This window comes from Rhodococcus sp. 14-2483-1-1 (assembly GCF_002259335.1).
Lineage (GTDB): Bacteria > Actinomycetota > Actinomycetes > Mycobacteriales > Mycobacteriaceae > Rhodococcoides.
On sequence record NZ_NPFX01000013.1, the window covers coordinates 1 to 21,575 of the forward strand.

A 21,575-nucleotide genomic window follows, 5' to 3' on the forward strand; every position below is an offset into this window, starting at 1 on the left:
ACGACCTCGTTGGGGCCGGGATCGGGGATGGTGATCGTCTCGATGGAGACGGGTGCGCCCTTGCTCTTGGCGACGACGGCGCGGACCTGCTGCGGCATGGTGGATGCTCCTGGGAGTAGTTGAGCAGCGGCGTTCGACGTCGCTACAGGTGTTGGAATCAAGTTAATATATCAGTTACCGGACAGTATCGAATGTTAAATGCGAGTATCGAATTCGGTTCGGGTGTCGCGCGTTCACTTGAGTGTTCCCAGGTAAGAGCCCATGTTCGGTAAAGAATTAGCGTGTCGAATGCATCGATGCGCCGTGCCATCTCTTGACATAGCCCTCGGGTCGGCTCAGTCTTGTTCGAGTTCAAGCAAATCGAAGTTGCGCAGAGAGCAACGCGTCGCGCATCTATCCGACCATCCACGCTGCGTGCACGGGCGACATACCTATTCGGCGAGAGCCGGAGGGAGAACGATGTGACAACGAACAGCAAACCCCGGGGCGACAAGACTCGGGTCGCGTCACCCGAAGAACATGCCCCTCATCAGTACGGCCCCCTCGAGGTCTATCACCACGGAGAGGAGGGCAAACCGCGCACCGACAAGGTGGTGTTCGGTATCACCGCCGCCATCGTCATCGCGATTCTGACGTGGGGCATCCTCGGCACCGAGAGCATGAAGTCCGTCAACGCGTCCGTACTGGACTGGGTGGTGACGAACGTCGGCTGGCTGTTCATCTTCTCGGCCACCGGGTTCGTGATCTTCGCGCTGTGGCTCGCGCTCAGCCGATACGGAAAGATTCCGCTCGGCAAAGACGGCGAGAAGCCCGAATTCAACACTGTCAGCTGGATCGCGATGATGTTCAGCGCCGGCATGGGAATCGGCTTGATCTTCTGGGGAGTGGCCGAGCCGCTCACTCACTTCGTCACCCCACCGCCCGGAATCACCGATTCGACTGTGGGAACTGCGCTTTCGACGGCCATCTTCCACTGGGGATTGCACCCGTGGTCGATGTACGCCGTGGTCGGATTGTCCATCGCCTACGGCACGTATCGGATGGACCGCAAGCAGCTCATCAGCTCCTCGTTCATTCCGCTGATCGGTCGTCACGCCGAGGGCCCCATCGGCAAGGTCATCGATATTCTGGCGATCTTCGCCACGATGTTCGGCACCGCGGCGTCCCTCGGTCTCGGTGCACTCCAGATCGGTTCGGGAATCGAGGTTCTCGGCTGGGTCAACCAAGCGGGGACGCTTCTGCTCGTCGCCGTCGTCGCCATCCTGACGCTCGCGTTCGTGGCCTCGGCAGTGTCGGGGATCTCCAAGGGAATTCAGTGGCTCTCCAACATCAACATGGTGCTGGCCCTCGTGCTCGCGTTGTTCGTGTTCGTTCTCGGGCCGACGGTGCTGATCCTGAACCTGCTGCCCACCACCCTCGGTGACTATGCCGCGCACATCGCCGGCATGTCGGCGCGTTCGGCTGCATCCGGTGGTCCCGAGACCGAGTCCTGGCTCTCGTCCTGGACGATCTTCTACTGGGCGTGGTGGATCTCGTGGACCCCCTTCGTCGGAATGTTCCTCGCTCGCATCAGTCGTGGCCGCACCATCCGTCAGTTCGTCATCGGCGTCATTCTCATCCCGACGTCGGTGAGCTTGGTCTGGTTCTCGATCTTCGGTGGAGCCGCAATCGGCGAGCAGCAGAAGGGAACCGAAGACCTGGTGGCCCTCGGTAAGCCGGAATCGCAGTTGTTCGCGGTTCTCGACCACTTCCCGTTGGCCGGCATCTCGTCCGTGCTGGTGATGGTGTTGGTCGGCATCTTCTTCGTCAGTGGGGCCGATGCCGCCTCGATCGTGATGGGCACCCTGTCGCAACGCGGCACCCTGGATCCGTCCCGTGGGGTCGTCGCCTTCTGGGGTGTGGTCACCGGTGGCATCGCGATCCTGATGCTGTGGACGGGAGGTTCGGACGCCCTCAACGGGTTGCAGACGATGACCATCATCGTGGCGGCACCGTTCGTGTTGGTGATGATCGGTACGTGCGTCTCGCTCTACAAGGACGTCACGAACGACCCGTTCGTCGTCAAGAACCCCAAGGCTCCGCCGAAAGTGAAGTCCGACAAGTGATGTGAGCCGTCGGTGCGGGACGCGTACACACGTGTCCCGCACCATCGGTATTTCGGGGGTTGACCGAAACAATCCCTGCCCATACTCTTGATATATCAATCTATGGTTAGTTGTCGTGCAGGCCGTCGATCGTCTCGGCCGAGCTCCATCTCTCCACCCCGATACGGAAGGACCACCATGGGTTCACCGAGAGTTGTCATCATCGGCGCCGGCATAGTCGGTACCAACGTGGCCGACGAGCTCACCGCACGCGGTTGGGATCGCATCACCGTGCTCGATCAGGGGCCGCTCCCTCTCACGGGTGGATCCACCTCGCACGCACCGGGTCTGGTGTTCCAGACCAATGCGTCCAAGACGATGACCGAACTCGCCCGGTACACCGTCGAGAAGTTCATGGGCCTGGAAGTGGACGGGCAATGGTGTTTCAACCAGCTCGGGGGTCTCGAGGTGGCAACCACCGAGGAGCGACTGGCCGACCTGCACCGCAAGCAGGGTTGGGCCACGTCCTGGGGAATCGAGGGGTCGGTCATCGACCCGTCCGAATGCGCCAAACTGCACCCGCTGCTGGATCGTTCGCGTGTTCTCGGCGGTCTGTACGTCGAGACGGACGGACTCGCCAAAGCGTCCCGCGCCGTCGTGGCACTGACCCGACGCGCAGAATCGCGTGGAGCCGTCTTCCGCGGTTCCACGAAGGTCATCGGTATCGAACAGACGGGTGGACGAGTCACCGGTGTGGCAACCGATCAGGGCGTGATCGAAGCCGACATCGTGGTGTCGTGCGCCGGCTTCTGGGGACCCGATGTGGGCGAACTGGTCGGCATGAAGGTTCCGCTGCTGCCTCTGGCGCACCAGTACGCCAAGACCGACCAGATCCCGGAACTGGTGGGACGCAACACCGAAGCGGCCGAGGCAGGCTTCCCCATTCTCCGCCATCAGGATCAGGATCTGTACTTCCGCGAGCACGTCGACCGTCTCGGAATCGGCAGCTACGCCCACCGCCCGATGCCTGTCGACACCAAGACCCTGCCCGGCGGAGACGGTGTGTCCGACGAGGCGATGCCGTCCATGCTCGACTTCACTCAGGAGGATTTCGCCCCGTCGTGGGAGCAGTCCAAGCTGCTGCTACCGTGCCTCGAGACCGCCAAGATCGACCACGGCTTCAACGGAGTCTTCTCGTTCACGCCGGATGGCGGACCGCTGCTCGGTGAGTCCCCGGACGTCAAGGGATTCTGGATCGCCGAGGCCGTATGGGTCACGCACTCGGCCGGAGTCGGCAGGGCCATCGCGCAGTTGCTGGTCGACGGACGCTCCGAGGTGGAACTGCACGGATGCGACGTCAACCGCTTCGAGGACTTCCAACTCGATCCCGCGTACGTCAGCGAAACCTCGCAGCAGAACTTCGTCGAGATCTACGACGTCCTGCATCCCTCGCAGCCGCGGTTGTCCCCGCGTGATGTTCGGGTCAGTCCCTTCAACGCGCGGCAGCATCAACTCGGTGCCGTGTTCCTCGAAGGCGGCGGGTGGGAACGCCCCCACTGGTACGAGTCCAATGCCGATCTGGTGCAACAGCTTCCCGCCGAGTGGCAGCCGCCGAAGCGGGACGAGTGGGCATCGATGTTCCATTCGCCCATCGCCGCGGCCGAGGCGTGGAAGACCCGCACGTCCGTCGCCATGTACGACATGACCCCGCTCAAGCGGCTGCGTGTGCGCGGCCCCGGTGCGCTGGCCCTGCTCGAAGGATTGACGTCCGGCAAGATGGACAAGACCGTCGGGGCCGTCACGTACACCCTTGCGCTCGACGAGAAGGGCGGCGTGCGGAGCGATCTCACTGTTGCGCGGTTGTCGGCCGACGAATTCCAGGTCGGTGCCAACGGCAATCTCGACTTCGACTACCTGCGCCGCGAAGCGCCGAGCGACGGTAGCGTCACCGTCGACGACATCACCGGCTCCACCTGCTGCATCGGTCTGTGGGGTCCGCACGCCCGCGAGGTCGTCGAGAAGCTGACTCAGGACGACTTCTCCAACGAGAACTTCAAGTACTTCCGCTGCAAGCAGGTTCGGATCGGGGGAGTGCCCGTCACTGCGATGCGGCTGTCGTACGTGGGCGAGCTCGGGTGGGAGCTGTACACCACTGCCGATTACGGTCAGCGACTGTGGGACATGTTGTGGCAGGCCGGTTCCGAGTTCGGCATCATCGCAGGCGGGCGCGCTGCGTTCAACAGTCTGCGCATGGAGAAGGGCTATCGGTCGTGGGGTTCGGACATGACCACCGAACACAACCCCTACGAGGCCGGCCTCGGCTTCGCGGTGCGCCCGCAGAAGGGTGAATTCCGCGGCCGCGACGCCGTCCTCGAGATGTCCGACGACACCGTCTCGAAGAAGTTGGTCTGCCTGAAGATCGACGACGGCACGTCGGTGGTGCTCGGCCACGAGCCCGTCCTGGTGGACGGCGAACCCGCCGGTTACGTCACCAGCGCCTCGTTCGGGCACACCGTCGGTGCGCCGATCGCCTACGCCTGGGTGCCGGCGCGGAGTGCAGAACCCGGTGCAGCAGTACAGATTCGATACTTCGATCGGCTCGTGTCCGCCACCGTCGTGGCCGAGCCTCTCGTCGACCCCGAGATGGCCAAGATCCGCAGCTGACGACCCACCAGTACCAGGAGATTCGATGACCGAGAACTTCACCCTCACGCTCAGCTGCGGACAGCGGCCGGGCATCGTGCGGGCCGTCAGTGCGTTCCTCTTCGACAACGACTGCGACATCGCCGAACACCAGCAGTTCGACGACTCGACGGACGGCTCGTTCTTCCTTCGCACGTCGTTCGTGGCCAGCCGCACCACCGATATCGAACAGTTGACCGAGAGCTTCCGGGAGGTGGCCGATCGATTCTCGATGATGTACACCTTCAACGGCTGCAGTCAGCCCCGCGTGCTGGTCATGGTCTCCAAGATGGGGCACTGCCTCAACGACCTCATCTTCCGGTGGCGCTCACAGAATCTCGGCGGAGAACTGGTGGCCGTGGTCAGCAACCACGAAGTGCTGCGGCCGATGGCCGAGGCCGCCGGGCTGCCGTTCGTCCACGTTCCCGTCACCCCGGGCACCAAGGCCGAGGCCGAGCAGCGTCTGCTGGACCTCGTCGCCGAGTACGAGGTGGACCTGGTGGTGCTGGCCCGGTACATGCAGGTGCTCTCCGACGAGACGTGTCGAGCGTTGCACGGCAAGGCAATCAACATCCACCACTCCTTCCTGCCCGGCTTCAAGGGCGCGAAGCCCTACCACCAGGCCTTCGACCGGGGCGTCAAGCAGGTCGGTGCGACGGCGCACTACGTCACACCCGATCTCGACGAGGGCCCGATCATCGAGCAACAGGTCATTCGCATCGACCACACTCACGACCCGTCTCGTCTGGCCACCGTCGGACAGGACGCCGAGGCACTCGCACTCTCGCGGGCAGTCCGCTGGCACTGTGAGAATCGCGTCCTGTTGCACGGACACCGGACGGTCATCTTCAGCTGAGCCGACACACACGAGGGGCCCGTACCGAATCGGTACGGGCCCCTCGCATGTGAAGAGGGCGAACCTCACACCCTTTCTGCCGAGTGCGCGCTGGTTCCCTCTGTAGAGAATCGGCGCGCACCCTCGAAAAGGGGTGTGAGGTCCCCGGGGTCTAGCACTCCACGCTCTAGCACTCCACGAAGTTGACCGGCACGTTGATCGCGAGTCCACCGCTGGAGGTCTCCTTGTATTTCGAGTGCATGTCTGCCCCCGTGGAGCGCATGGTTTCGATCACCTGGTCCAGGCTGACGCGATGAGTACCGTTACCGCGCAACGCCATACGAGCTGCATTGATCGCCTTACCGGCGGAGATCGCGTTGCGTTCGATACACGGAATCTGAACCAGCCCGCCGATGGGGTCGCACGTGAGACCGAGGCTGTGTTCCATGGCGATCTCGGCGGCGTTCTCCACCTGTTCGGGTGTGCCGCCCAGTACCTCGGCCAGGCCGGCTGCGGCCATCGACGCAGCCGAACCCACCTCACCCTGGCAGCCCACTTCGGCACCGGAGATCGACGCCATCTCCTTGTACAGCGACCCGATCGCGCCGGCGGTGAGCAGAAAGCGCACTGTGCTGCCATCGGGATCGGCGACCCCGTTGGCGGTGTAGCGAGTGGCGTAGTGCAGCACGGCCGGGATGATGCCGGCCGCGCCGTTGGTGGGGGCTGTCACGATTCGCCCGCCCGACGCGTTCTCCTCGTTGACCGCGAGCGCGACGAGATTGACCCAGTCCTCGGCGAATTCGCTCGAGCGGTGCGGATCCTCGGCGTCGAGTCGCAGGAACCAGTCCCTCGCTCGGCGTCGCACTTCGAGTGCGCCCGGGAGATAGCCGTCGCGGGAGATGCCGCGAACCTCGCACTCGACCATGACGTCTCGGATGTGCAGCAGCCCATCTCGTATCTCGTCGAGCGTGCGGCGTTCGAGCTCGACCTCGGTCATGACGTCACTGATGCTGCAGCGTCGTCGTTCACAGAGCTGGAGCAGTTCCTTGGCCGACGCGAATCCGTTCGCGGAGGCGACCGGCGCGACGGCCTCGACGCTTTCGGCCTCCGTCACCACGAAGCCGCCGCCGACCGAGAAGTAGGTCTCGGTGTGCAGTTCGGTCGAATCCGGCGCGCGAGCAGTCAGTTTCATCCCGTTGGGGTGGAACGGCAAGACCGTCAGCGGGCGCAGCACGATGTCGTCCACCGCGAGGTCGATCTCGCGGGCACCGCCGAACAGAATGCGCCCGGTGGCCGCCATCGACGCTTGCCGCTGTTCCATCACCTCGGTGGAAATGGTCTCGGGCAGTAGTCCTTCCAATCCGAGCAGCACTGCGGTCATGGTGCCGTGTCCCGCTCCGGTCGCGGCCAGCGAACCGTACAGGTCCACGGCCACCTCACGAACGTCTTCGAAGGCGGACATGGTGCGCAGATCGTCGACGAACCGAGCGGCCGCACGCATCGGACCGACCGTGTGGGAACTCGAGGGTCCGACTCCGACGGAGAAGAGGTCGAACACGCTGATCGTCATGAGTCCACCCGAACTGCGTCGGTGGGCTCGCGCGTAGTGAGGTCCTCGAACGACGAGGCGGCGGGAGTCAGGACGGCGAACAGCCAGCCGGCACCGAGCGGGTCTGCAGCCACGATCGACGGGTCATCGCGCACAGCGGGATTGACGATCGTGACCATGCCGCTCGCCGGGGCGAACACCGTGACCGACCCAGTGGACGTGCGGATGGTGCCGCACGCATCGCCTGCGGTGAGCACCGTACGCACCGTCGGCAGGTCGACGCCGAGAATGTCGGCCGCGCCGCCCAATGCCGTCGGCGTCACGCCCACTCGACTGGGGGTCTGAGCAGGTGAGCCGAACGGGTCGACGGCCATCCAGCCGTGCTCGGTGCTGAAGAGTCGGCGGGCAGAGGAGAGGGCTGCAGTCATGAGGTGGCCTCGGCATTCTTCGTGGATTGACCTGGAATCGAGTCGAGTGAACGCAGTGCCCGCATCACGGCCAGTGCGTCGATGGTGGCGGCGACGTCGTGAACCCTGAGGAGTGACGCCCCGTGCTGGGCCGCAATGATCGCGGCGGTGAGTGATCCGGCGAGCCGGTCGTCGACCTCTCTGCCGGTGATGGCACCGATCAGTCCCTTTCGGGAGATACCCGCCATGATCGGCCGTCCGGCCGAGGTGAGAGCTCGAAGTCCCTGGAGCAGCTGCAGATTGTGCTCGAGGGTCTTGCCGAATCCGAACCCCGGATCCACTAGAATGCGGTGCGCCGGTATTCCGGCCCGGATGCATTCGGCGGCCCGCTCGTCGAGGAACGCGCACACCTCCGCGGTGACGTCGCCGTAGCGAGGGGAATGCTGCATCGTCGACGGCTCGCCCTGCATGTGCGTCAGGCATACGGCGGCGCCCAGCTCGGCTGCGGCGGCGAGTGCACCGGGAAGGCGAAGGGCACGAACGTCGTTGATGACGCTCGCCCCGGCGCGCACCGCTTCCCGCATCACCTCGGGGCGTGAGGTATCTACCGACAGCGGTGTCGACGTACGCCTGGACAGTGCGTCGATCACCGGGACGACTCGGGCGATCTCCTCCCGGACGGTGGGTGGGGTTGCCCCGGGCCGGGTCGACTCACCGCCGATGTCGAGCAGCTCGGCTCCGTCGTCGACCAGCGACAGTGCGTGGGCCACAGCACGATCCGAGTCCAGAAACAGCCCTCCGTCGGAGAACGAATCCGGAGTCACGTTGACGATCCCACAGACCACGGGATGTGAGGTGGTCAGTCGAGTCAGCAGTCGGTCGCGGGCATCGGCTGCCCGTGTTGCTGTGGAAACGGTCGTGAGCACTGCGATCACCTTTTTCTGTCGCGCGGGGTTCAGAAGTCCGAATCAGCCGACGTCGGTGTATTCCTCGGCCGCGTCGATCAACCAGGTTGCGAGATAGCGTGCGAACGACGAGCGCACGAGGATGCGGTAGTCCGTTCCCGTGTCGTCACAGGCAATCAGGATCATGCCTGCCATCGCCAGCATCGTCTGGACCGTCGATCCCGCCGGGAAAATGCCGGGATGCAGATCGATCGAGCATCCCTTCGCCAAGACATCGCGGGCCCGAGAACCGCTCAGCCGCAGACTGGTTCGCTGAGCGGACACGTCGGTTGCCGCGCCCCGGTGCGCGCGAACGGCCGAACCGAGACGGTGTTCCAGGTCGACCGGGTCGATGCCGGCTCCGATCACCAGCCACTCCTCGGGACCGAGCCAGATGGCGGTGGTGTTCGTTCCTTCGGCGACGCGGCCGGGGCCGGGGAGTTCGGTGCCGAGCTCGGCCGAGGCAGCGGCCCCGCCCGGTCCGCTCGGGTCGACCCACAGGTCGATCCCGGCGAGGAACGGTTCCTCCACGATGCGGACAGCAGGCGAGTCCGGCAGGACTGTCTGTGCGAGTGGGCTTCTGGTGGCGAGTCGGTCAGCCATCACGGCGGTTACCTTCCGGATCGACGAGTACGGAGCCGGTGACTTCCACGGCGATCAGGGTGTCGCCCACCGGGACGTGCAGGATGTCGCCGAGTCGGTCACGTCCGGCCTCGAGCAGGGCCAACCCGAACGGGCGGCCCAATTCTGCGCTGGCGTAACTGGACGTGACGTGGCCGAGCATCGGCACCGGAAGTTCGGGTAGGACGCCGCTGTCGGAATGCTCGATGATCTGCGAGCCCTCCGGGAGGACGGTCTCCCGGTCGACCGGCAGGAGGCCGACGAACTGCTTGCGCAACGGGTTTCGGTTCTCGGCGCGGTCGAACGAGCGCTTCCCGATGAAGTCGAGCTTCTTCTTCGACACCGCCCAGCTCATGCCCAGGTCCTGCGGGGTGACGGTGCCGTCGGTGTCGTGGCCGACGATCGGGTAGCCCTTCTCGGCGCGCAGCACGTGCATGGTCTCGGTGCCGTACGGGGTGATGTGGTATTTCTCGCCCGCGTCGATCAGCCGCGACCACAGTGCGTGGGCGTGCCAGGAATCGATGTTCACCTCGAAGGCGAGTTCACCGGAAAAGCTGATGCGCGCCACGCGTACCGGCACACCGTCGATCGAGGCATCTCGCCAGGCCATGAACGGGAACGACTCGTTGGCGACGTCCAGTTCGGGAAAGATCTCGCCGACGAGATCGCGAGATCGCGGTCCGACGACGGGGAACGTGGCCCACTGCTCGGTCACCGACGTCAGCCGAACCGCGAGGTGCGGCCACTCGGTCTGCAGCCACTCCTCCATCCAGTCGAGCATCCCTGCTGCGCCGCCGGTGGTGGTGAACACCTGGAATCGGTCGTCCGCCAGACGCATCACGGTGCCGTCGTCGATCACCATGCCGTCGGCACCGCACATCACGCCGTACCGCACCATGCCGACCTTCAACGTGCTCATCATGTTCGTGTAGAACATGTCCAGCACCACACCCGCATCGGGGCCCTGCACGTCGATCTTGCCGAGAGTCGAACCGTCGAGCATGCCGACGCCCGAACGCACGGCCGCACACTCGCGGAGCACGGCGTCGTGCATCTCTTCACCGGGAAGTGGGTAGTAGCGGGGCCGCTTCCACTGCCCGACGTCCTCGAAGACGGCACCGCGTTCGACGTGCCAATCATGAACTGCGGTAACCCGTTCCGGGTCGAACGCCATGCCGCGATTGCGTCCGGCCAACGCCGCGAACGCCACCGGCGTGTACGGGGGTCGGAACGTGGTGGTGCCCAGGTTCTCCACCGGTTTGTCGAGCAGTTCCGCCACGATGCCCGAGGACACCACACCGGAGGTCTTGCCCTGATCGTGCGCGGTACCGATCGTGGTGTAGCGCTTGATGTGTTCCATCGACGACATGCCCGCACCGACGGCGCGGACCAGATCGGCCACCGTCGCGTCGCGCTGGACGTCGACGAACTGGCTGTCGGCACCTGCGTCGTCGCGCACCCGCCACAGCACCGGAGACTCGCTGCTGGGCACGGAATCGACCACAGGAAGAGAGGTTTCGGGAGCATCGAAGCCGAGACGGGTCAGCGCGCCTGCCGCGGCCGAGCCGCCGTCGCGTAGACATCCGGCAAGATCGAAGACCCCCGAGGCCGAGCCGGCGACACTGATGCCCTCGACGTCGTCCGCGGGCACGAATGCGCCGAGTTCGCCGTCGTAGCGCAGTTTTCCGCGGGCCTGGCTGAACAGGTGCACCGCGGGGTTCCAGCCACCGCTGACGAGCAGTACGTCGCAACCGAGAGCTTCGGTGGAACCGTCGGCCCCGGTCACCAGTGCATGGGTGACGCGGGTGTCGCCGTGGGTGCCGGACACGACGCTCCCGGTGCGCACCTCGATGCCGCGCTCGCGGCACAGGCCGAGCCAGTACTCGGGCGCACTGTCGCGAGCATCGACGATGCTCGCGATGCGGACCCCTGCGTCGTGCAGATCGACGGCTGCCTTGTACGCACTGTCGTTGGTGGTGAAGACCACGGCCTCGGTGCCCACCGTGACGCCGTAGCGATGCAGGAACGTACGTGCGCTGTGCGCCAGCATGATTCCGGGACGGTCGTTGTCGGTGAAGACGACCGGACGTTCGTGGGCACCGGTGGCCACCAGTATGTGACGCGATCGAATGCGCCAGACGCGCTGACGGCTCAGTGCTGCAGGCGCTTCCAGTCCCAGGTGATCGGTGCGGCGCTCGAGCGCGAGGACGAAGCCGTCGTCGTAGGAACCGAACGCGGTGGTGCGGCGCAGTAATGTCACGTCGGGGAAGGTCGACAACTCGGTCACCGCGTCGGTCACCCAGTCCAGTGCGGGCCGGCCGTCGATGACGTCGTCGGAGCCGAGGAGCGAACCGCCGAACTCGCTCTGATCGTCGACGACGATCACCCGAGCGCCACTGCGGGCGGCGATCAGAGCGGCCGTCAGACCGGCCGGGCCGGCACCGACGACCAACAGATCGGCGTGGGCGTGCATGGCGTCGTACTTGGCGGAGTCGGAGATCTCGGCGAGACGCCCCTGTCCGGGGATGCCCCGAGCGACCAGACCGTCGTACAGCTCGATCGTGGTGGCGAGCAGCATGGGCTCGGGGAACGGCTCCTCGATCTGCACGAGTCCGCCGGTGTCCTCGGCCCATGCTGCGGTGAATCCACGGGGCCTGCCGAGCTTGATGCTGGTGGTCACCTGATGAATGCCGTTGGCGAGCAACGCAGATGCCAGCGTGTCGCCGGGATGTCCCTGCAGCGCCGAGCCGCCGAACGTGAAGTCGAAGGTGCTCGTGCGGTCGATGCGGCCGCCGGAGGCGGTGCGGAATGCGGTCATGGGTTCACCGGCTTCGGGTCGTCGAGGCGATAGACACTGTGGATTCGGTAGGTGGCCGTGTCACGCACGGCGTTGAACCAACGGCGACAGCCTGCGCTGTGACTCCACCGTTCTGCGAAGAGCCCCTTGGGGTTGTCGCGGAAGAACACGAAGTGCGCCCACTGTTCGTCGGTGAGTGCCGAGGGATCCTCGGGGTAGGCGATGTGCGCCTGGCCGCCGTAGTGGAACTCGGTCTCTTCTCGACTCCCGCACCACGGGCATTCGATCAATTGCATTGCCACTCCAAGATTTCTCGTTCGGGTGCTGCGTGTGTCGGGGCGGAGAAACTAGTGAGCCACGCCTGCGGCACCGTGCTCGTCCACCAGCGCGCCGGTGACGAATCGGTCCAGACTGAACGGCGCGATGTACTCGTGCACCTCGTCGTTGGCGATGGTGTCGGCCAGGCACCAACCGGCACCGGGAGTGGCCTTGAATCCGCCTGTACCCCAACCACAATTGAGGAACACGTTGTCGAACGGCGTGCGCCCGACAATGGGGGAGGCATCGGGACACACGTCCACGATGCCGGCCCAGGTGCGCAGCAGATGCGCGCGAGCGAAGACGGGGAACAACTCGACCGCAGCTGCCATCTGCCGTTCGATGATGTGGAACGCGCCGCGCTGGCCGTAACCGTTGTAGGAGTCGACGCCTGCGCCCATCACCAGTTCACCCTTGTGGGCTTGGGAGACGTACACGTGTACGGCATTCGACATGACCACCGTGGGGTGGACCGGCTCGAGCAACTCCGAGACCAGGGCCTGCAGTGGGTGACTCTGCAGCGGAGTCTTGATGCCGAGCATGTCCGTCAACGTCGAGGTGTGCCCGGCCGCGCACAGAGCGACCTGGCCGGTGGCGATGTCGCCGCGCGTGGTCTTGACCCCGGTGACGCGGTTGCCGTCGGTGGTGAAGCCGGTGACCTCGCAGTTCTGGATGATGTCGATACCGGCTGCGTCGGCGCGTCGGGCAAATCCCCAGGCGACGTAGTCGTGCTTGGCGATGCCGGCACGCGGCTGGTACGTCGCACCGAGTACCGGGTAGCGAATGTCGCTGGAGATGTTGACGATCGGGCACAGCTTCTTGACCTCGTCGGGGTCGACCCACTGAGCGTCGATGCCGTTGAGCCGGTTGGCCTCGACGCGTCGCACGCTGTCACGCACGTCCTGCAGACTGTGCGCGAGGTTGAGGACGCCGCGCTGGCTGAACAGGATGGGGTAGTCGAGGTCGTCGGCGAGTCCCTCCCACAGCTTCAGGGAGTGCTCGTAGATGCGGGCGCTCTCGTCCCACAGGTAGTTCGAGCGGATCAGGGTGGTGTTGCGCGCCATGTTTCCGCCGGCGAGCCATCCCTTCTCCAGCACAGCCACATTGGTGATGCCGTGGTTCTTGGCGAGGTAGTGCGCGGTGGCAAGACCGTGTCCGCCGCCGCCGATGATCACGACGTCGTACGACTTCTTCGGCTCGGGGTTGCGCCACAGAAAGTCCGGGTGATCGGGCAGATGTGCGCCCGGTGGGGTTGCGGGGGCGGTCATCGGTAGCCTTCCGTCAGGTCGGGGTAGAGGGGGAACTGCGCGGCGACGGATTCGACCCGGACTCGCAGTGCATCGAGTCCGCGGTCGTCGGTGTCGGGACGCAATGCGTGGGCGATGACGTCGGAGACCTCGGCGAACGCTGTGGCGTCCAGGCCGCGGGTCGCGAGGGCCGGGGTGCCGATGCGGACGCCTGAGCTCACCATGGGTGGCCGTGGATCGAACGGAACTGCGTTGCGGTTCACGGTGATTCCCACGTGATGCAGTCTGTCCTCGGCCTGCTTGCCGTCCAGTTCGGACGTGCGCAGATCCACGAGAACGAGATGGACGTCGGTGCCGCCCGAGACCACGTCGATGCCTGCGGCCGCTGCGTCGTCGGTCAGCAGTCGATCGGCCAGGATCTTCGCACCGTCGAGGGTGCGCTGCTGTCGTTCCCGAAAGTCCTCTTCGGCAGCGAGTTTGAAGGACACTGCCTTGGCTGCGATGACATGCTCTAGCGGTCCGCCCTGCTGGCCGGGGAAGACCGACGAGTTGAACTTCTTCGCCAGAGCGGCATCGTCGGTGATGATCACGCCACCGCGTGGGCCGCCCAGTGTCTTGTGCGTCGTCGAGGTGACCACGTGCGCGTGTGGTACGGGTGACGGGTGCAGGCCGGCGGCGACCAGGCCGGCGAAGTGCGCCATGTCGACCATCAGGTAGGCACCGACATCGTCTGCGATACGCCGGAATTCGGCGAAGTCGAGGTGACGCGGGTAGGCGGACCATCCGGCCATGATCAGCTTGGGGCGGTGCTCGTGGGCGAGGCGCTCCACCTCTTCCATGTCGACGAGATGGTCGTGCTCACGGACGTGGTAGGCCGAGACGTCGTACAGCTTGCCCGAGAAGTTCAGCTTCATGCCGTGCGTGAGGTGTCCGCCGTGGGCGAGTGCGAGACCGAGAATCGAATCGCCCGGCTGCAGAAGGGCTGCCATCGCAGCGGCGTTGGCCTGGGCACCGGAGTGCGGCTGCACGTTGGCGAACGTCGATCCGAACAGGGCGTTGAGCCGGTCGATGGCGAGTTGCTCGATGACATCGACGTTTTCGCAACCGCCGTAGTAACGCCTGCCGGGGTAACCCTCGGCGTACTTGTTCGTCAGAACCGAACCTTGTGCCTGCATCACGGCCAGTGGAGCGAAGTTCTCGCTCGCGATCATCTCGAGCGTGTTCTGCTGACGGCCGAGCTCGGCACTGATCGCGCGGTGCACCTCTGGATCGAGATCGGCGAGTACGCGGTTCGTCACGCCTCTCGGGTGCGGTTCCGTCGCCGTCGGTGCGAAGTCCTGCGTCAAGATGGCCGCCCTTCTGGAAGATCAATGATCTGGAACTGATATATCAAGATGCCAATAGAGTAAGATCACAACGCAGAGCCGTCAAGGGCGGGGCATCGACCGGGAGTGAGCAGAGAAGATGACAATCGGAATTCCACCGGTGATCGATGCAGCGCAGTCCGTCGGTACCAACGCCGATCGAGCGTACGAAATAGTGCGTGAACAGCTGATCATGCTGGAAATCCGTCCGGGCGAACCCATCAACGACGACCGTCTGGCCGAGCAGTTGGGGCTGGGGCGCACACCCATTCGTGAGGGCCTCAAACGACTGGAGCGCGAGCGACTCGTTGTTGCGTACCCCCGCCGTGGAACCTTCGCGACCGCCGTCGACATGACCGACCTGGCCAACATCTCGGAGATTCGTAAGCAGCTCGAGCCTGCGGCCTCGGCGCGTGCGGCACGCACGGCCACGCGGGCAGCGCGAGACCGGCTGGCGGAACTCGCGGCCTCCATTGCGAGCATCGACGACACCGACGATTCACGCGAGGTGCTGCGCAAAGATGTTGCAGTGCATCGGGAAATCTATCGGGCGTCGGGAAATCCCCACCTCGAAGACATCCTGGTCAGCCTCGACGCACATGCCACCCGCATCTGGTGCCTGTTCCTCGACCGACTGCCGAACGTCGCCGGCCATGTTCGTGAACACGTCGTGCTGCTGCAGGCCATCATCGACGGTGATGCCGACACGGCGGCGGAACTGACCCTCGAACACGTCACCGGGTTCGAGAACGCAATCAGGGAGTTGCTGTAGTAGCAGCCGCAATTCGCTCGGCGGCACCTCTCAATGCGGTCGAGATCGCGTACATCGCCGGGGTGTACTGACGCCGAGCGAGTGACGCGATGTAGATGACGCGGGTGGGAACCCGATCCGATTCCGGGAAGGCGACCGCGGTCACGTCCGGTCGGTGATGCACCACCGACAAACGAGGAACCATCGCGATGCCGACGCCTGCGGCCACCATGGCCTCGATCTCCTGGTAGTCGTGGGCCTCGTACACGACGTCGGGCTCGAATCCTGCTACGCGACAACTGCGATACAGAACTTCGGCAGCAGGGTGGTCGTTGCTGCGGATGATCCACCGCGCGCTTTCGAGATCGTGCAGCGACACGTCGTGCTCCAGTCGATCGTCGTCGATCGGCAGCAGCAGCACGGTCTGGTCTTCCATCAGTGGCTCGAGTGACAGCGATCGTTCGGCCTCCTCCGTCCAGGCATAGCTCCACAGCAGCGCCAAGTCGATTTCGCTCGAATGCAGCATGTCGAGCAACTGTGGGCGCACCGCCGAACGAACCCGAACGTCGACATCGGGCCATCGCGAGTGATAGTCCTTCAACGCGTCGGAGAGCAGCGACGCACTGACGGTGGGAAACGAGCCGAGCCGAACCGAACCGCGTTCCAGCCCACGGATTGCTTCGAGGTCGCCGCTCGCCGCTCGCATCTCCCGTCTGAACAGGCGGGCGCGGCTGGTGAGAATTTCGCCGGCTTCGGTGAGCTGTACACCGCGTGGCAGGCGGGTCAGTACCGGCTGTTTGATGCCGTGTTCGAGTTTGCTGATGCGCTGAGACGCCGCGGATGGGGTCATGTTCGCCCGCTCGGCACCTGCGGTCAGCGAGCCGGCCTCGGCGATGTCCAGCAGAAGGAACAACGTCACGACGTCGAACGTGTGGTTCATGCGGATATCTTTCAGCTCAGCTAAACGACTAGGTAGCAAAACGATATTGTCCTAAAAGCCAGGCGTCAATAATGTGACAGGGACAACGTTCGAGTGCGGATGTAACCGAGCACTTACCACCACCTGAAAGACGCCCATGACTTCCATCGAGATCCTCCCGCTCATCGCACTGGTTGCGATGTTCGTGATCGCAACCTTCTTTCCGATCAACATCGGCATCCTGGGCTTCATCGGTGCCTTTGTGGTCGGGTACTTCGCACTGGGATTCGACGACAAGGAAATCCTGAACGAGTTCCCCAGCTCGATAGTGTTGACCATCGTCGGCGTCACCTACTTCTTCGGTATGGCCAAACGTAACGGCACTATCGATCTGCTGGTGAACAGCTGCATCCGAGCGGTACACGGCCGAGTGACAGTAGTTCCGTGGGTGTTCTTCTTCGTCGCTTCGGTCTTGACGGCGCTGGGCACCTTCAGCCCCGCCGCGGTCGCATTGATCGTGCCTGCAGCCATGGCGTTCGCAGCGCGAACCGGCATGAGCCCGCTGGTCATGGGCATCATGGTGATCAACGGTGCCCACGCAGGAGCGTTCTCCCCGATTTCCGTTTCCGGCGTTCTGGTTCGTGACATCGTCGAGAACAACGGCCTCGCGCTCAGCCCGTGGACGCTGTTCTTCGCCAGCTACGGCATCAACCTGCTGCTCTCGGTCTTGACGGTCGTCGGCTACGCAGCACTGGCCCGCATGAAGGGCTTCGAGTACACCGCAACCGGCTCCACCGACCCCGCGCCCGGCAGTGGCCCGGTGGGCGGATCACCGGTCAAGACGTCCGTCCCCACCGGCGGCGGTACCGGCGGCGGCAGCTCAGCGGGCGGCAGCACTGCGGTGCTCACTCGTCCGAAAACAACCACGCTGGTCGACGCGCCGGCCCCGGTCACGTTCGTACAGAAGCTCACGCTGTTCCTCATCGGCGCACTCCTGGTGCTCGTTCTCGTCCTGCACCTGCCGATCAGCTTCATCGCCATCGGAGCCGGAGCAGTCCTGGCGTTCACGGATCTGAAGAAGCAGAACGAAGCCATCGCAGACATCAGCTGGTCGACGGTTCTGCTGGTTGCAGGCATGGTCACCTACATCTCGATCCTGCAGGAAGTCGGCACCATCGATCATCTCGCCGAAATGGCGATCACCATCGGCGCGCCGATCATCGTGGCCATCGTGCTCTGCTACGTCATCGGCATCACTTCGGCGTTCGCGTCCTCCACTGCGCTGCTGGCCGCCGTCATCCCGCTGGCCATGCCGCTGCTGGGTACCGGTGCACTGCCGGTCGTCGGCGTCGTCGCTGCCCTCGCCATCTCGGCCACCGTCGTCGACGTCTCGCCGTTCTCGACCAACGGTGCGCTCGTGCTGGCCAACGCACAGAACATCGAGCGCCCGCGCTTCTACCGTCAGCTGCTGCTCAATGCGGGAGTCGTCGTGGCCGTCGCGCCCGCCCTGTGCTGGTTGATCCTGGTCGTCGTTCCTGCCCTGTTCTGACCGAGCACACGCGTTAAGCGCTGCTGCACGACATGAACATATTTCGTAATTGTGCTTGAACATCCTCTGTCGCAGGGTGGAAGCATCGGATCCTGATCGGAAGGCACACCAGATGTTCACTCTTCGTGGAACGTGGATGCGTGGAGGCACCAGCAAGTGCTGGCTGTTCAACGCGGTCGACATCGACCCGTACATCGCCGACGCCGGCGGTCTCGACAACATCCTGACCGCAGCCTTCGGTTCCGGCGACCCGCGGCAGCTCGACGGCGTCGGGGGCGGCAGCTCCACCACCTCCAAGGCAGCCATCGTGCGACGCTCGGGCGCACCCGGTATCGATGTCGACTACCTGTTCGCTCAGGTCGCCATCGAGAACCGCACCGTGGAGTGGGGCAGCAACTGCGGAAACTGCGCGACCGCGATCGGTCTCTACGCCGTGCAGACCGGTCTCGTCGCCGTCGACGACCACGTCACCGTGGTGCGGATGCGTAACGAGAACACCGGCGCGATTCTGGCGGCGGAGATCGCAACTCCCGGCGGACGCATTCCTGCGGAGGGCGACGCGTCCGTCCCCGGAACCACCGCTCTGGGTGTCCCGGTGGGATTGACCTTCACCGATCCGGCCTCGGACCGAGTGACGATGCTCCCCACCGGTGCAGAGATCGATCGAGTCACTCTCGGCGACAGATGCTTTCGAGGAACGTTCGTTCGGGCGGGTGCACCCGCCGCACTGTTCGATGCCGCCGATTTCGGGCTGACCGCGTCGGAGACCAACGATGTCGTCGGCTCGCACGTCCCCACCCTCATCGCGCTACGCCGGCAGGCAGCTCTGCGGATGGGGCTGAGCAAGCCCGAAGAACCTGTCTCGCATGCCATTCCGAAGGTCGGGATCGTGGGCCCGCCGCGAGACTACGTGACCACCACGGGTGAGCATGTTGCCGCCGCCGACTACGACATTTCGGTACGCATGCTGTCGATGATGGCACCGCACCCGGCGATCGGACTGACCTCGGCGGTGGCAGTGGCGGCGGCCGCCACGGTCGAGGGCGGTGTCGTCACCACCAACGCCCGCATCGGTTGGCCCGGATCACTCCGCATCGGAACAGCGGCCGGGGTGCTCGACGTCGACTACACCGTGGACCACGACGGATTGCTGCACGCGGTCACACTTCATCGCGCAGTCCGACGTATCGCAACCGCAGACCTCTTCGTGGTGCCGATGCCCGCTCTGGTCGGTGCACACTCCGCTTGAGTTCGTGGCCTCAGAACTGAGCGGCGACGTCCTGGAAAATTCTCAGTAGTACGGTCGCGCTCGGCGAGAGCTTCTGTTCCGCCAAGTGCGCCAGCAGTATTCGACGTGATGGTGCGCCCGTCAACGGGACCAATCGCACATCGTCTCGTATGTTCGACAGCGCCATGCGCGGTGCGAACGAGACGCCCAGATCCACTGCCACCATTGCCTGCGCCTCCTGGTAGTCGTTCGCGGCGAACGAGACGGTGGGGGAGAAACCCGCAGCATGGCACGCGCGCTCGAGCGCGGCACCGACCGGGTGAGTGTCTTCCCGGGTGATCCATTGCTCGTGTTCGAGTTCGGTCATGTCCACCGAATCGCGCTCGGCCAGATGATGATTGACTGCAACGACCAGCATCGGTGGGTCGATGATGAGCTGGTGCACCGTCAGGTCCGAGTCGGTGATTCTGGCCCACTCGTAATCCCAGAGCAGGGACAGCTCCACCTCGCGGGTGTCGAGCATTCCCCGCAGCCCGGCGAATCGCGAGCTGCGCACTGTCAGTGCGACTGCCGGATGGCGCGACTTGAACAGCTTCACCACCGGTGGTAGCAGGCTGGCACCGGCCGTCGGGAACGTGCCGATTCTCAAAGTACCTGCGCGTAGGCCGGACAGATCTTCGAGTTCGTTACGCGCAGCGAGTAATTGAGTTTCGATGCGCTCGGCGTGCCGGACCAGGACTTCGCCTGCCTCGGTCAGGCGCACCCCGCGAGCATGCCGTTCCAACAAGGGTTGGCCGGCTTCGAGCTCGAGCTTGCTCAATTGCTGCGACACCGCAGATGTGGTGAAGCTCAACCGAGTTGCTGCCCCGGTGATGGATCCGGTGCGCACCACCTCGACCAGGAGCAGCAGGCGTCGGGTGTCGAACATGATCGAACCACCTTTAAGTGAAAGTTAAGGGATCTCGACTTTTTCGTAATTGTACTCGACGGCTGTGTGATGCAGGCTATGTACAGCAACCGCACGAGAGCTGCGTCACATGACCGCACTGGCTCCTCGAATGTTCAACTCCAAGAACGTTTTCGAGAGTAACGACCGGAAGGTATCCGAGGATGTATTCACTGCGTGGCACGTGGATGAGGGGCGGGACCAGCAAATGCTGGCTCTTCAGCTCCGTCGACGTCGAGCCACTGATCGAACAAGCAGGATCTCTCGACGAGATTCTGGTCTCCGCCTTCGGATCCGGCGACCCCCGCCAGCTCGACGGCGTCGGTGGTGGCAGCTCGACCACCTCGAAGGCGGCCATCGTCAGCAGGTCCTCCGAGGACGGAATCGACGTGGACTACCTCTTCGCTCAGGTCGCCATCGGTGATCGAAAGGTGGAGTGGGGAAGCAACTGTGGTAACTGTGCCACCGCGATCGGCCTGTACGCACTCCAACAAGGCCTGGTGGCGATCGATCCGATCACCACCGTCGTGCGGCTGCGTAATCGCAATACCGGTGCGGTGCTGCTCACCGAGATCGATACCCCGGGCGGCGTCGTTCCGTCCGAAGGGTCGGCTCAGGTTGCCGGAACGTCGGCTCTCGGCGTTCCGGTCGGACTGACGTTCATCGACCTCGGTGCCGATCGCACTCGATTGCTTCCCACCGGGTCAGTGGAGGACACCGTGGAGCTACATGGGTCGCATCACCGCGGCACGATGGTGGTCGCCGGCGCTCCCGCTGCATTGTTCGATGCATCCGACCTCGGTATGACCGGGGCCGAGACCGCTGCCGAGCTGACGGAACGTGTTCCGCGACTGGTCGAATTGCGCCGCAGTGCAGCACTGCTCATGGGGCTGTCGCGCCCGCAGGATCCGATCGCGCACGCGGTGCCGAAGGTCGGCATCATTGCGCCGCCGGTGGACTACCGCCTCGAAGACGGAACACTCGTCTCGGCCGGTGAATACGACGTCTGCGTGCGCATGCTCTCGATGATGGCACCGCATCCGTCGATCGGCCTGACGTCGGCGGTGGCGGTGGCCGCTGCCGCAACGGTGCGCGGCGGTGTGGTGGATCGGGTCATCCGCGGCGCCGCCAGCTCGACCCTACGGCTGGGGACGCCGGCAGGTGTGTTGGCCGTCGATGTCGACATCGCTGCGGACGGCAACCTCACCAGCGTGACCCTGCACCGCGCTGCACGACGGATCGCGACGGCAGAATTGTTCGTTTCCGTTGCTGCGAAGGCACTTTCGATCGGATAGCTCGACCTGTGAACACGGCTTCGACGACTGAAGAAAAGG

At 64.5% G+C, this 21,575-nt stretch carries 17 protein-coding genes; 7 read left to right on the top strand and 10 right to left on the bottom strand.

Annotated features, from left to right (window positions below):
• Positions 1-593: 593 nt before the first annotated feature.
• From CH294_RS10960 to purU, 3 genes are all read left to right on the top strand, one after another.
• A complete protein-coding gene (locus tag CH294_RS10960; RefSeq protein ID WP_170944692.1) occupies positions 594-2,105 on the top strand; it encodes a BCCT family transporter in 1,512 nt (503 codons plus the stop codon).
• 177 nt (positions 2,106-2,282) lie between these two features.
• Positions 2,283-4,748: an FAD-dependent oxidoreductase gene (locus CH294_RS10965; protein ID WP_094737944.1), complete on the top strand. Its 2,466-nt coding sequence runs from the start codon at positions 2,283-2,285 to the stop codon at positions 4,746-4,748.
• Between the two features lie 25 nt (positions 4,749-4,773).
• Positions 4,774-5,622 (top strand): formyltetrahydrofolate deformylase, encoded by an 849-nt coding sequence (gene purU, locus CH294_RS10970; protein ID WP_094737945.1) that lies wholly within the window; start codon positions 4,774-4,776, stop codon positions 5,620-5,622.
• 166 nt (positions 5,623-5,788) lie between these two features.
• On the opposite strand, the gene CH294_RS10975 is transcribed toward purU, so the two are convergent.
• From CH294_RS10975 to glyA, 8 genes are all read right to left on the bottom strand, one after another.
• Positions 5,789-7,171 carry an L-serine ammonia-lyase gene (locus CH294_RS10975; RefSeq protein WP_094737946.1) on the bottom strand — a complete coding sequence of 461 codons (1,383 nt, stop codon included), beginning with the start codon at positions 7,169-7,171 and terminating at the stop codon, positions 5,789-5,791.
• Positions 7,168-7,578: a glycine cleavage system protein H gene (locus CH294_RS10980; RefSeq protein ID WP_037153099.1), complete on the bottom strand. Its 411-nt coding sequence runs from the start codon at positions 7,576-7,578 to the stop codon at positions 7,168-7,170. Before CH294_RS10980 ends, CH294_RS10975 begins: the two co-directional genes overlap by 4 nt.
• On the bottom strand, positions 7,575-8,432 hold the full coding sequence (gene folP / locus CH294_RS10985) for a dihydropteroate synthase (RefSeq protein WP_094737985.1): 858 nt from the start codon (positions 8,430-8,432) through the stop codon (positions 7,575-7,577). Before folP ends, CH294_RS10980 begins: the two co-directional genes overlap by 4 nt.
• 93 nt (positions 8,433-8,525) lie before the next feature.
• On the bottom strand, positions 8,526-9,104 hold the full coding sequence (locus tag CH294_RS10990; RefSeq protein ID WP_094737947.1) for a sarcosine oxidase subunit gamma family protein: 579 nt from the start codon (positions 9,102-9,104) through the stop codon (positions 8,526-8,528).
• Positions 9,097-11,940, bottom strand: a complete 2,844-nt coding sequence (locus CH294_RS10995; protein WP_094737948.1) for a 2Fe-2S iron-sulfur cluster-binding protein — start codon at positions 11,938-11,940, stop codon at positions 9,097-9,099. Before CH294_RS10995 ends, CH294_RS10990 begins: the two co-directional genes overlap by 8 nt.
• Positions 11,937-12,215, bottom strand: coding sequence for a sarcosine oxidase subunit delta (locus tag CH294_RS11000; RefSeq protein WP_027494732.1), 279 nt, complete (start codon positions 12,213-12,215; stop codon positions 11,937-11,939). Before CH294_RS11000 ends, CH294_RS10995 begins: the two co-directional genes overlap by 4 nt.
• A gap of 51 nt (positions 12,216-12,266) precedes the next feature.
• Positions 12,267-13,505 carry a sarcosine oxidase subunit beta family protein gene (locus CH294_RS11005; protein ID WP_032367894.1) on the bottom strand — a complete coding sequence of 413 codons (1,239 nt, stop codon included), beginning with the start codon at positions 13,503-13,505 and terminating at the stop codon, positions 12,267-12,269.
• Positions 13,502-14,782, bottom strand: coding sequence for a serine hydroxymethyltransferase (gene glyA, locus CH294_RS11010; RefSeq protein ID WP_094737949.1), 1,281 nt, complete (start codon positions 14,780-14,782; stop codon positions 13,502-13,504). Before glyA ends, CH294_RS11005 begins: the two co-directional genes overlap by 4 nt.
• A 166-nt stretch (positions 14,783-14,948) precedes the next feature.
• Here glyA and CH294_RS11015 point away from each other — a divergent pair, with 166 nt between their 5' ends.
• Positions 14,949-15,620: a GntR family transcriptional regulator gene (locus CH294_RS11015; protein ID WP_032405075.1), complete on the top strand. Its 672-nt coding sequence runs from the start codon at positions 14,949-14,951 to the stop codon at positions 15,618-15,620.
• On the opposite strand, the gene CH294_RS11020 is transcribed toward CH294_RS11015, so the two are convergent.
• Positions 15,604-16,539, bottom strand: a complete 936-nt coding sequence (locus CH294_RS11020) for a LysR family transcriptional regulator (RefSeq protein ID WP_037153086.1) — start codon at positions 16,537-16,539, stop codon at positions 15,604-15,606. The genes CH294_RS11015 and CH294_RS11020 overlap by 17 nt on opposite strands.
• A gap of 136 nt (positions 16,540-16,675) precedes the next feature.
• On the opposite strand from CH294_RS11020, the gene CH294_RS11025 reads away from it, so the two are divergent.
• Together CH294_RS11025 and CH294_RS11030 are read left to right on the top strand one after the other, a co-directional pair.
• Positions 16,676-18,067: an SLC13 family permease gene (locus CH294_RS11025; protein WP_037153084.1), complete on the top strand. Its 1,392-nt coding sequence runs from the start codon at positions 16,676-16,678 to the stop codon at positions 18,065-18,067.
• A gap of 112 nt (positions 18,068-18,179) precedes the next feature.
• A complete protein-coding gene (locus tag CH294_RS11030; protein WP_094737986.1) occupies positions 18,180-19,316 on the top strand; it encodes a PrpF domain-containing protein in 1,137 nt (378 codons plus the stop codon).
• A gap of 10 nt (positions 19,317-19,326) precedes the next feature.
• Here CH294_RS11030 and CH294_RS11035 read toward each other — a convergent pair whose 3' ends face one another.
• Positions 19,327-20,223 carry a LysR family transcriptional regulator gene (locus CH294_RS11035; protein WP_094737950.1) on the bottom strand — a complete coding sequence of 299 codons (897 nt, stop codon included), beginning with the start codon at positions 20,221-20,223 and terminating at the stop codon, positions 19,327-19,329.
• A 182-nt stretch (positions 20,224-20,405) separates the two neighbouring features.
• On the opposite strand from CH294_RS11035, the gene CH294_RS11040 reads away from it, so the two are divergent.
• A complete protein-coding gene (locus CH294_RS11040) occupies positions 20,406-21,536 on the top strand; it encodes a PrpF domain-containing protein (protein WP_094737951.1) in 1,131 nt (376 codons plus the stop codon).
• The last annotated feature ends 39 nt before the right edge of the window (positions 21,537-21,575 follow it).

Bases quoted from the DNA above. Each gene is read 5' to 3' on its own strand.
- CH294_RS10965 (WP_094737944.1), top strand. From the start codon at position 2,283: ATGGGTTCACCGAGAGTTGTCATCATCGGCGCCGGCATAGTCGGTACC.
- purU (WP_094737945.1), top strand. From the start codon at position 4,774: ATGACCGAGAACTTCACCCTCACGCTCAGCTGCGGACAGCGGCCGGGC.
- CH294_RS10975 (WP_094737946.1), bottom strand. From the start codon at position 7,171: ATGACGATCAGCGTGTTCGACCTCTTCTCCGTCGGAGTCGGACCCTCG.
- CH294_RS10980 (WP_037153099.1), bottom strand. From the start codon at position 7,578: ATGACTGCAGCCCTCTCCTCTGCCCGCCGACTCTTCAGCACCGAGCAC.
- CH294_RS10990 (WP_094737947.1), bottom strand. From the start codon at position 9,104: ATGGCTGACCGACTCGCCACCAGAAGCCCACTCGCACAGACAGTCCTG.
- CH294_RS10995 (WP_094737948.1), bottom strand. From the start codon at position 11,940: ATGACCGCATTCCGCACCGCCTCCGGCGGCCGCATCGACCGCACGAGC.
- CH294_RS11000 (WP_027494732.1), bottom strand. From the start codon at position 12,215: ATGCAATTGATCGAATGCCCGTGGTGCGGGAGTCGAGAAGAGACCGAG.
- CH294_RS11005 (WP_032367894.1), bottom strand. From the start codon at position 13,505: ATGACCGCCCCCGCAACCCCACCGGGCGCACATCTGCCCGATCACCCG.
- CH294_RS11015 (WP_032405075.1), top strand. From the start codon at position 14,949: ATGACAATCGGAATTCCACCGGTGATCGATGCAGCGCAGTCCGTCGGT.
- CH294_RS11020 (WP_037153086.1), bottom strand. From the start codon at position 16,539: ATGAACCACACGTTCGACGTCGTGACGTTGTTCCTTCTGCTGGACATC.
- CH294_RS11025 (WP_037153084.1), top strand. From the start codon at position 16,676: ATGACTTCCATCGAGATCCTCCCGCTCATCGCACTGGTTGCGATGTTC.
- CH294_RS11030 (WP_094737986.1), top strand. From the start codon at position 18,180: ATGTTCACTCTTCGTGGAACGTGGATGCGTGGAGGCACCAGCAAGTGC.
- CH294_RS11035 (WP_094737950.1), bottom strand. From the start codon at position 20,223: ATGTTCGACACCCGACGCCTGCTGCTCCTGGTCGAGGTGGTGCGCACC.
- CH294_RS11040 (WP_094737951.1), top strand. From the start codon at position 20,406: ATGTATTCACTGCGTGGCACGTGGATGAGGGGCGGGACCAGCAAATGC.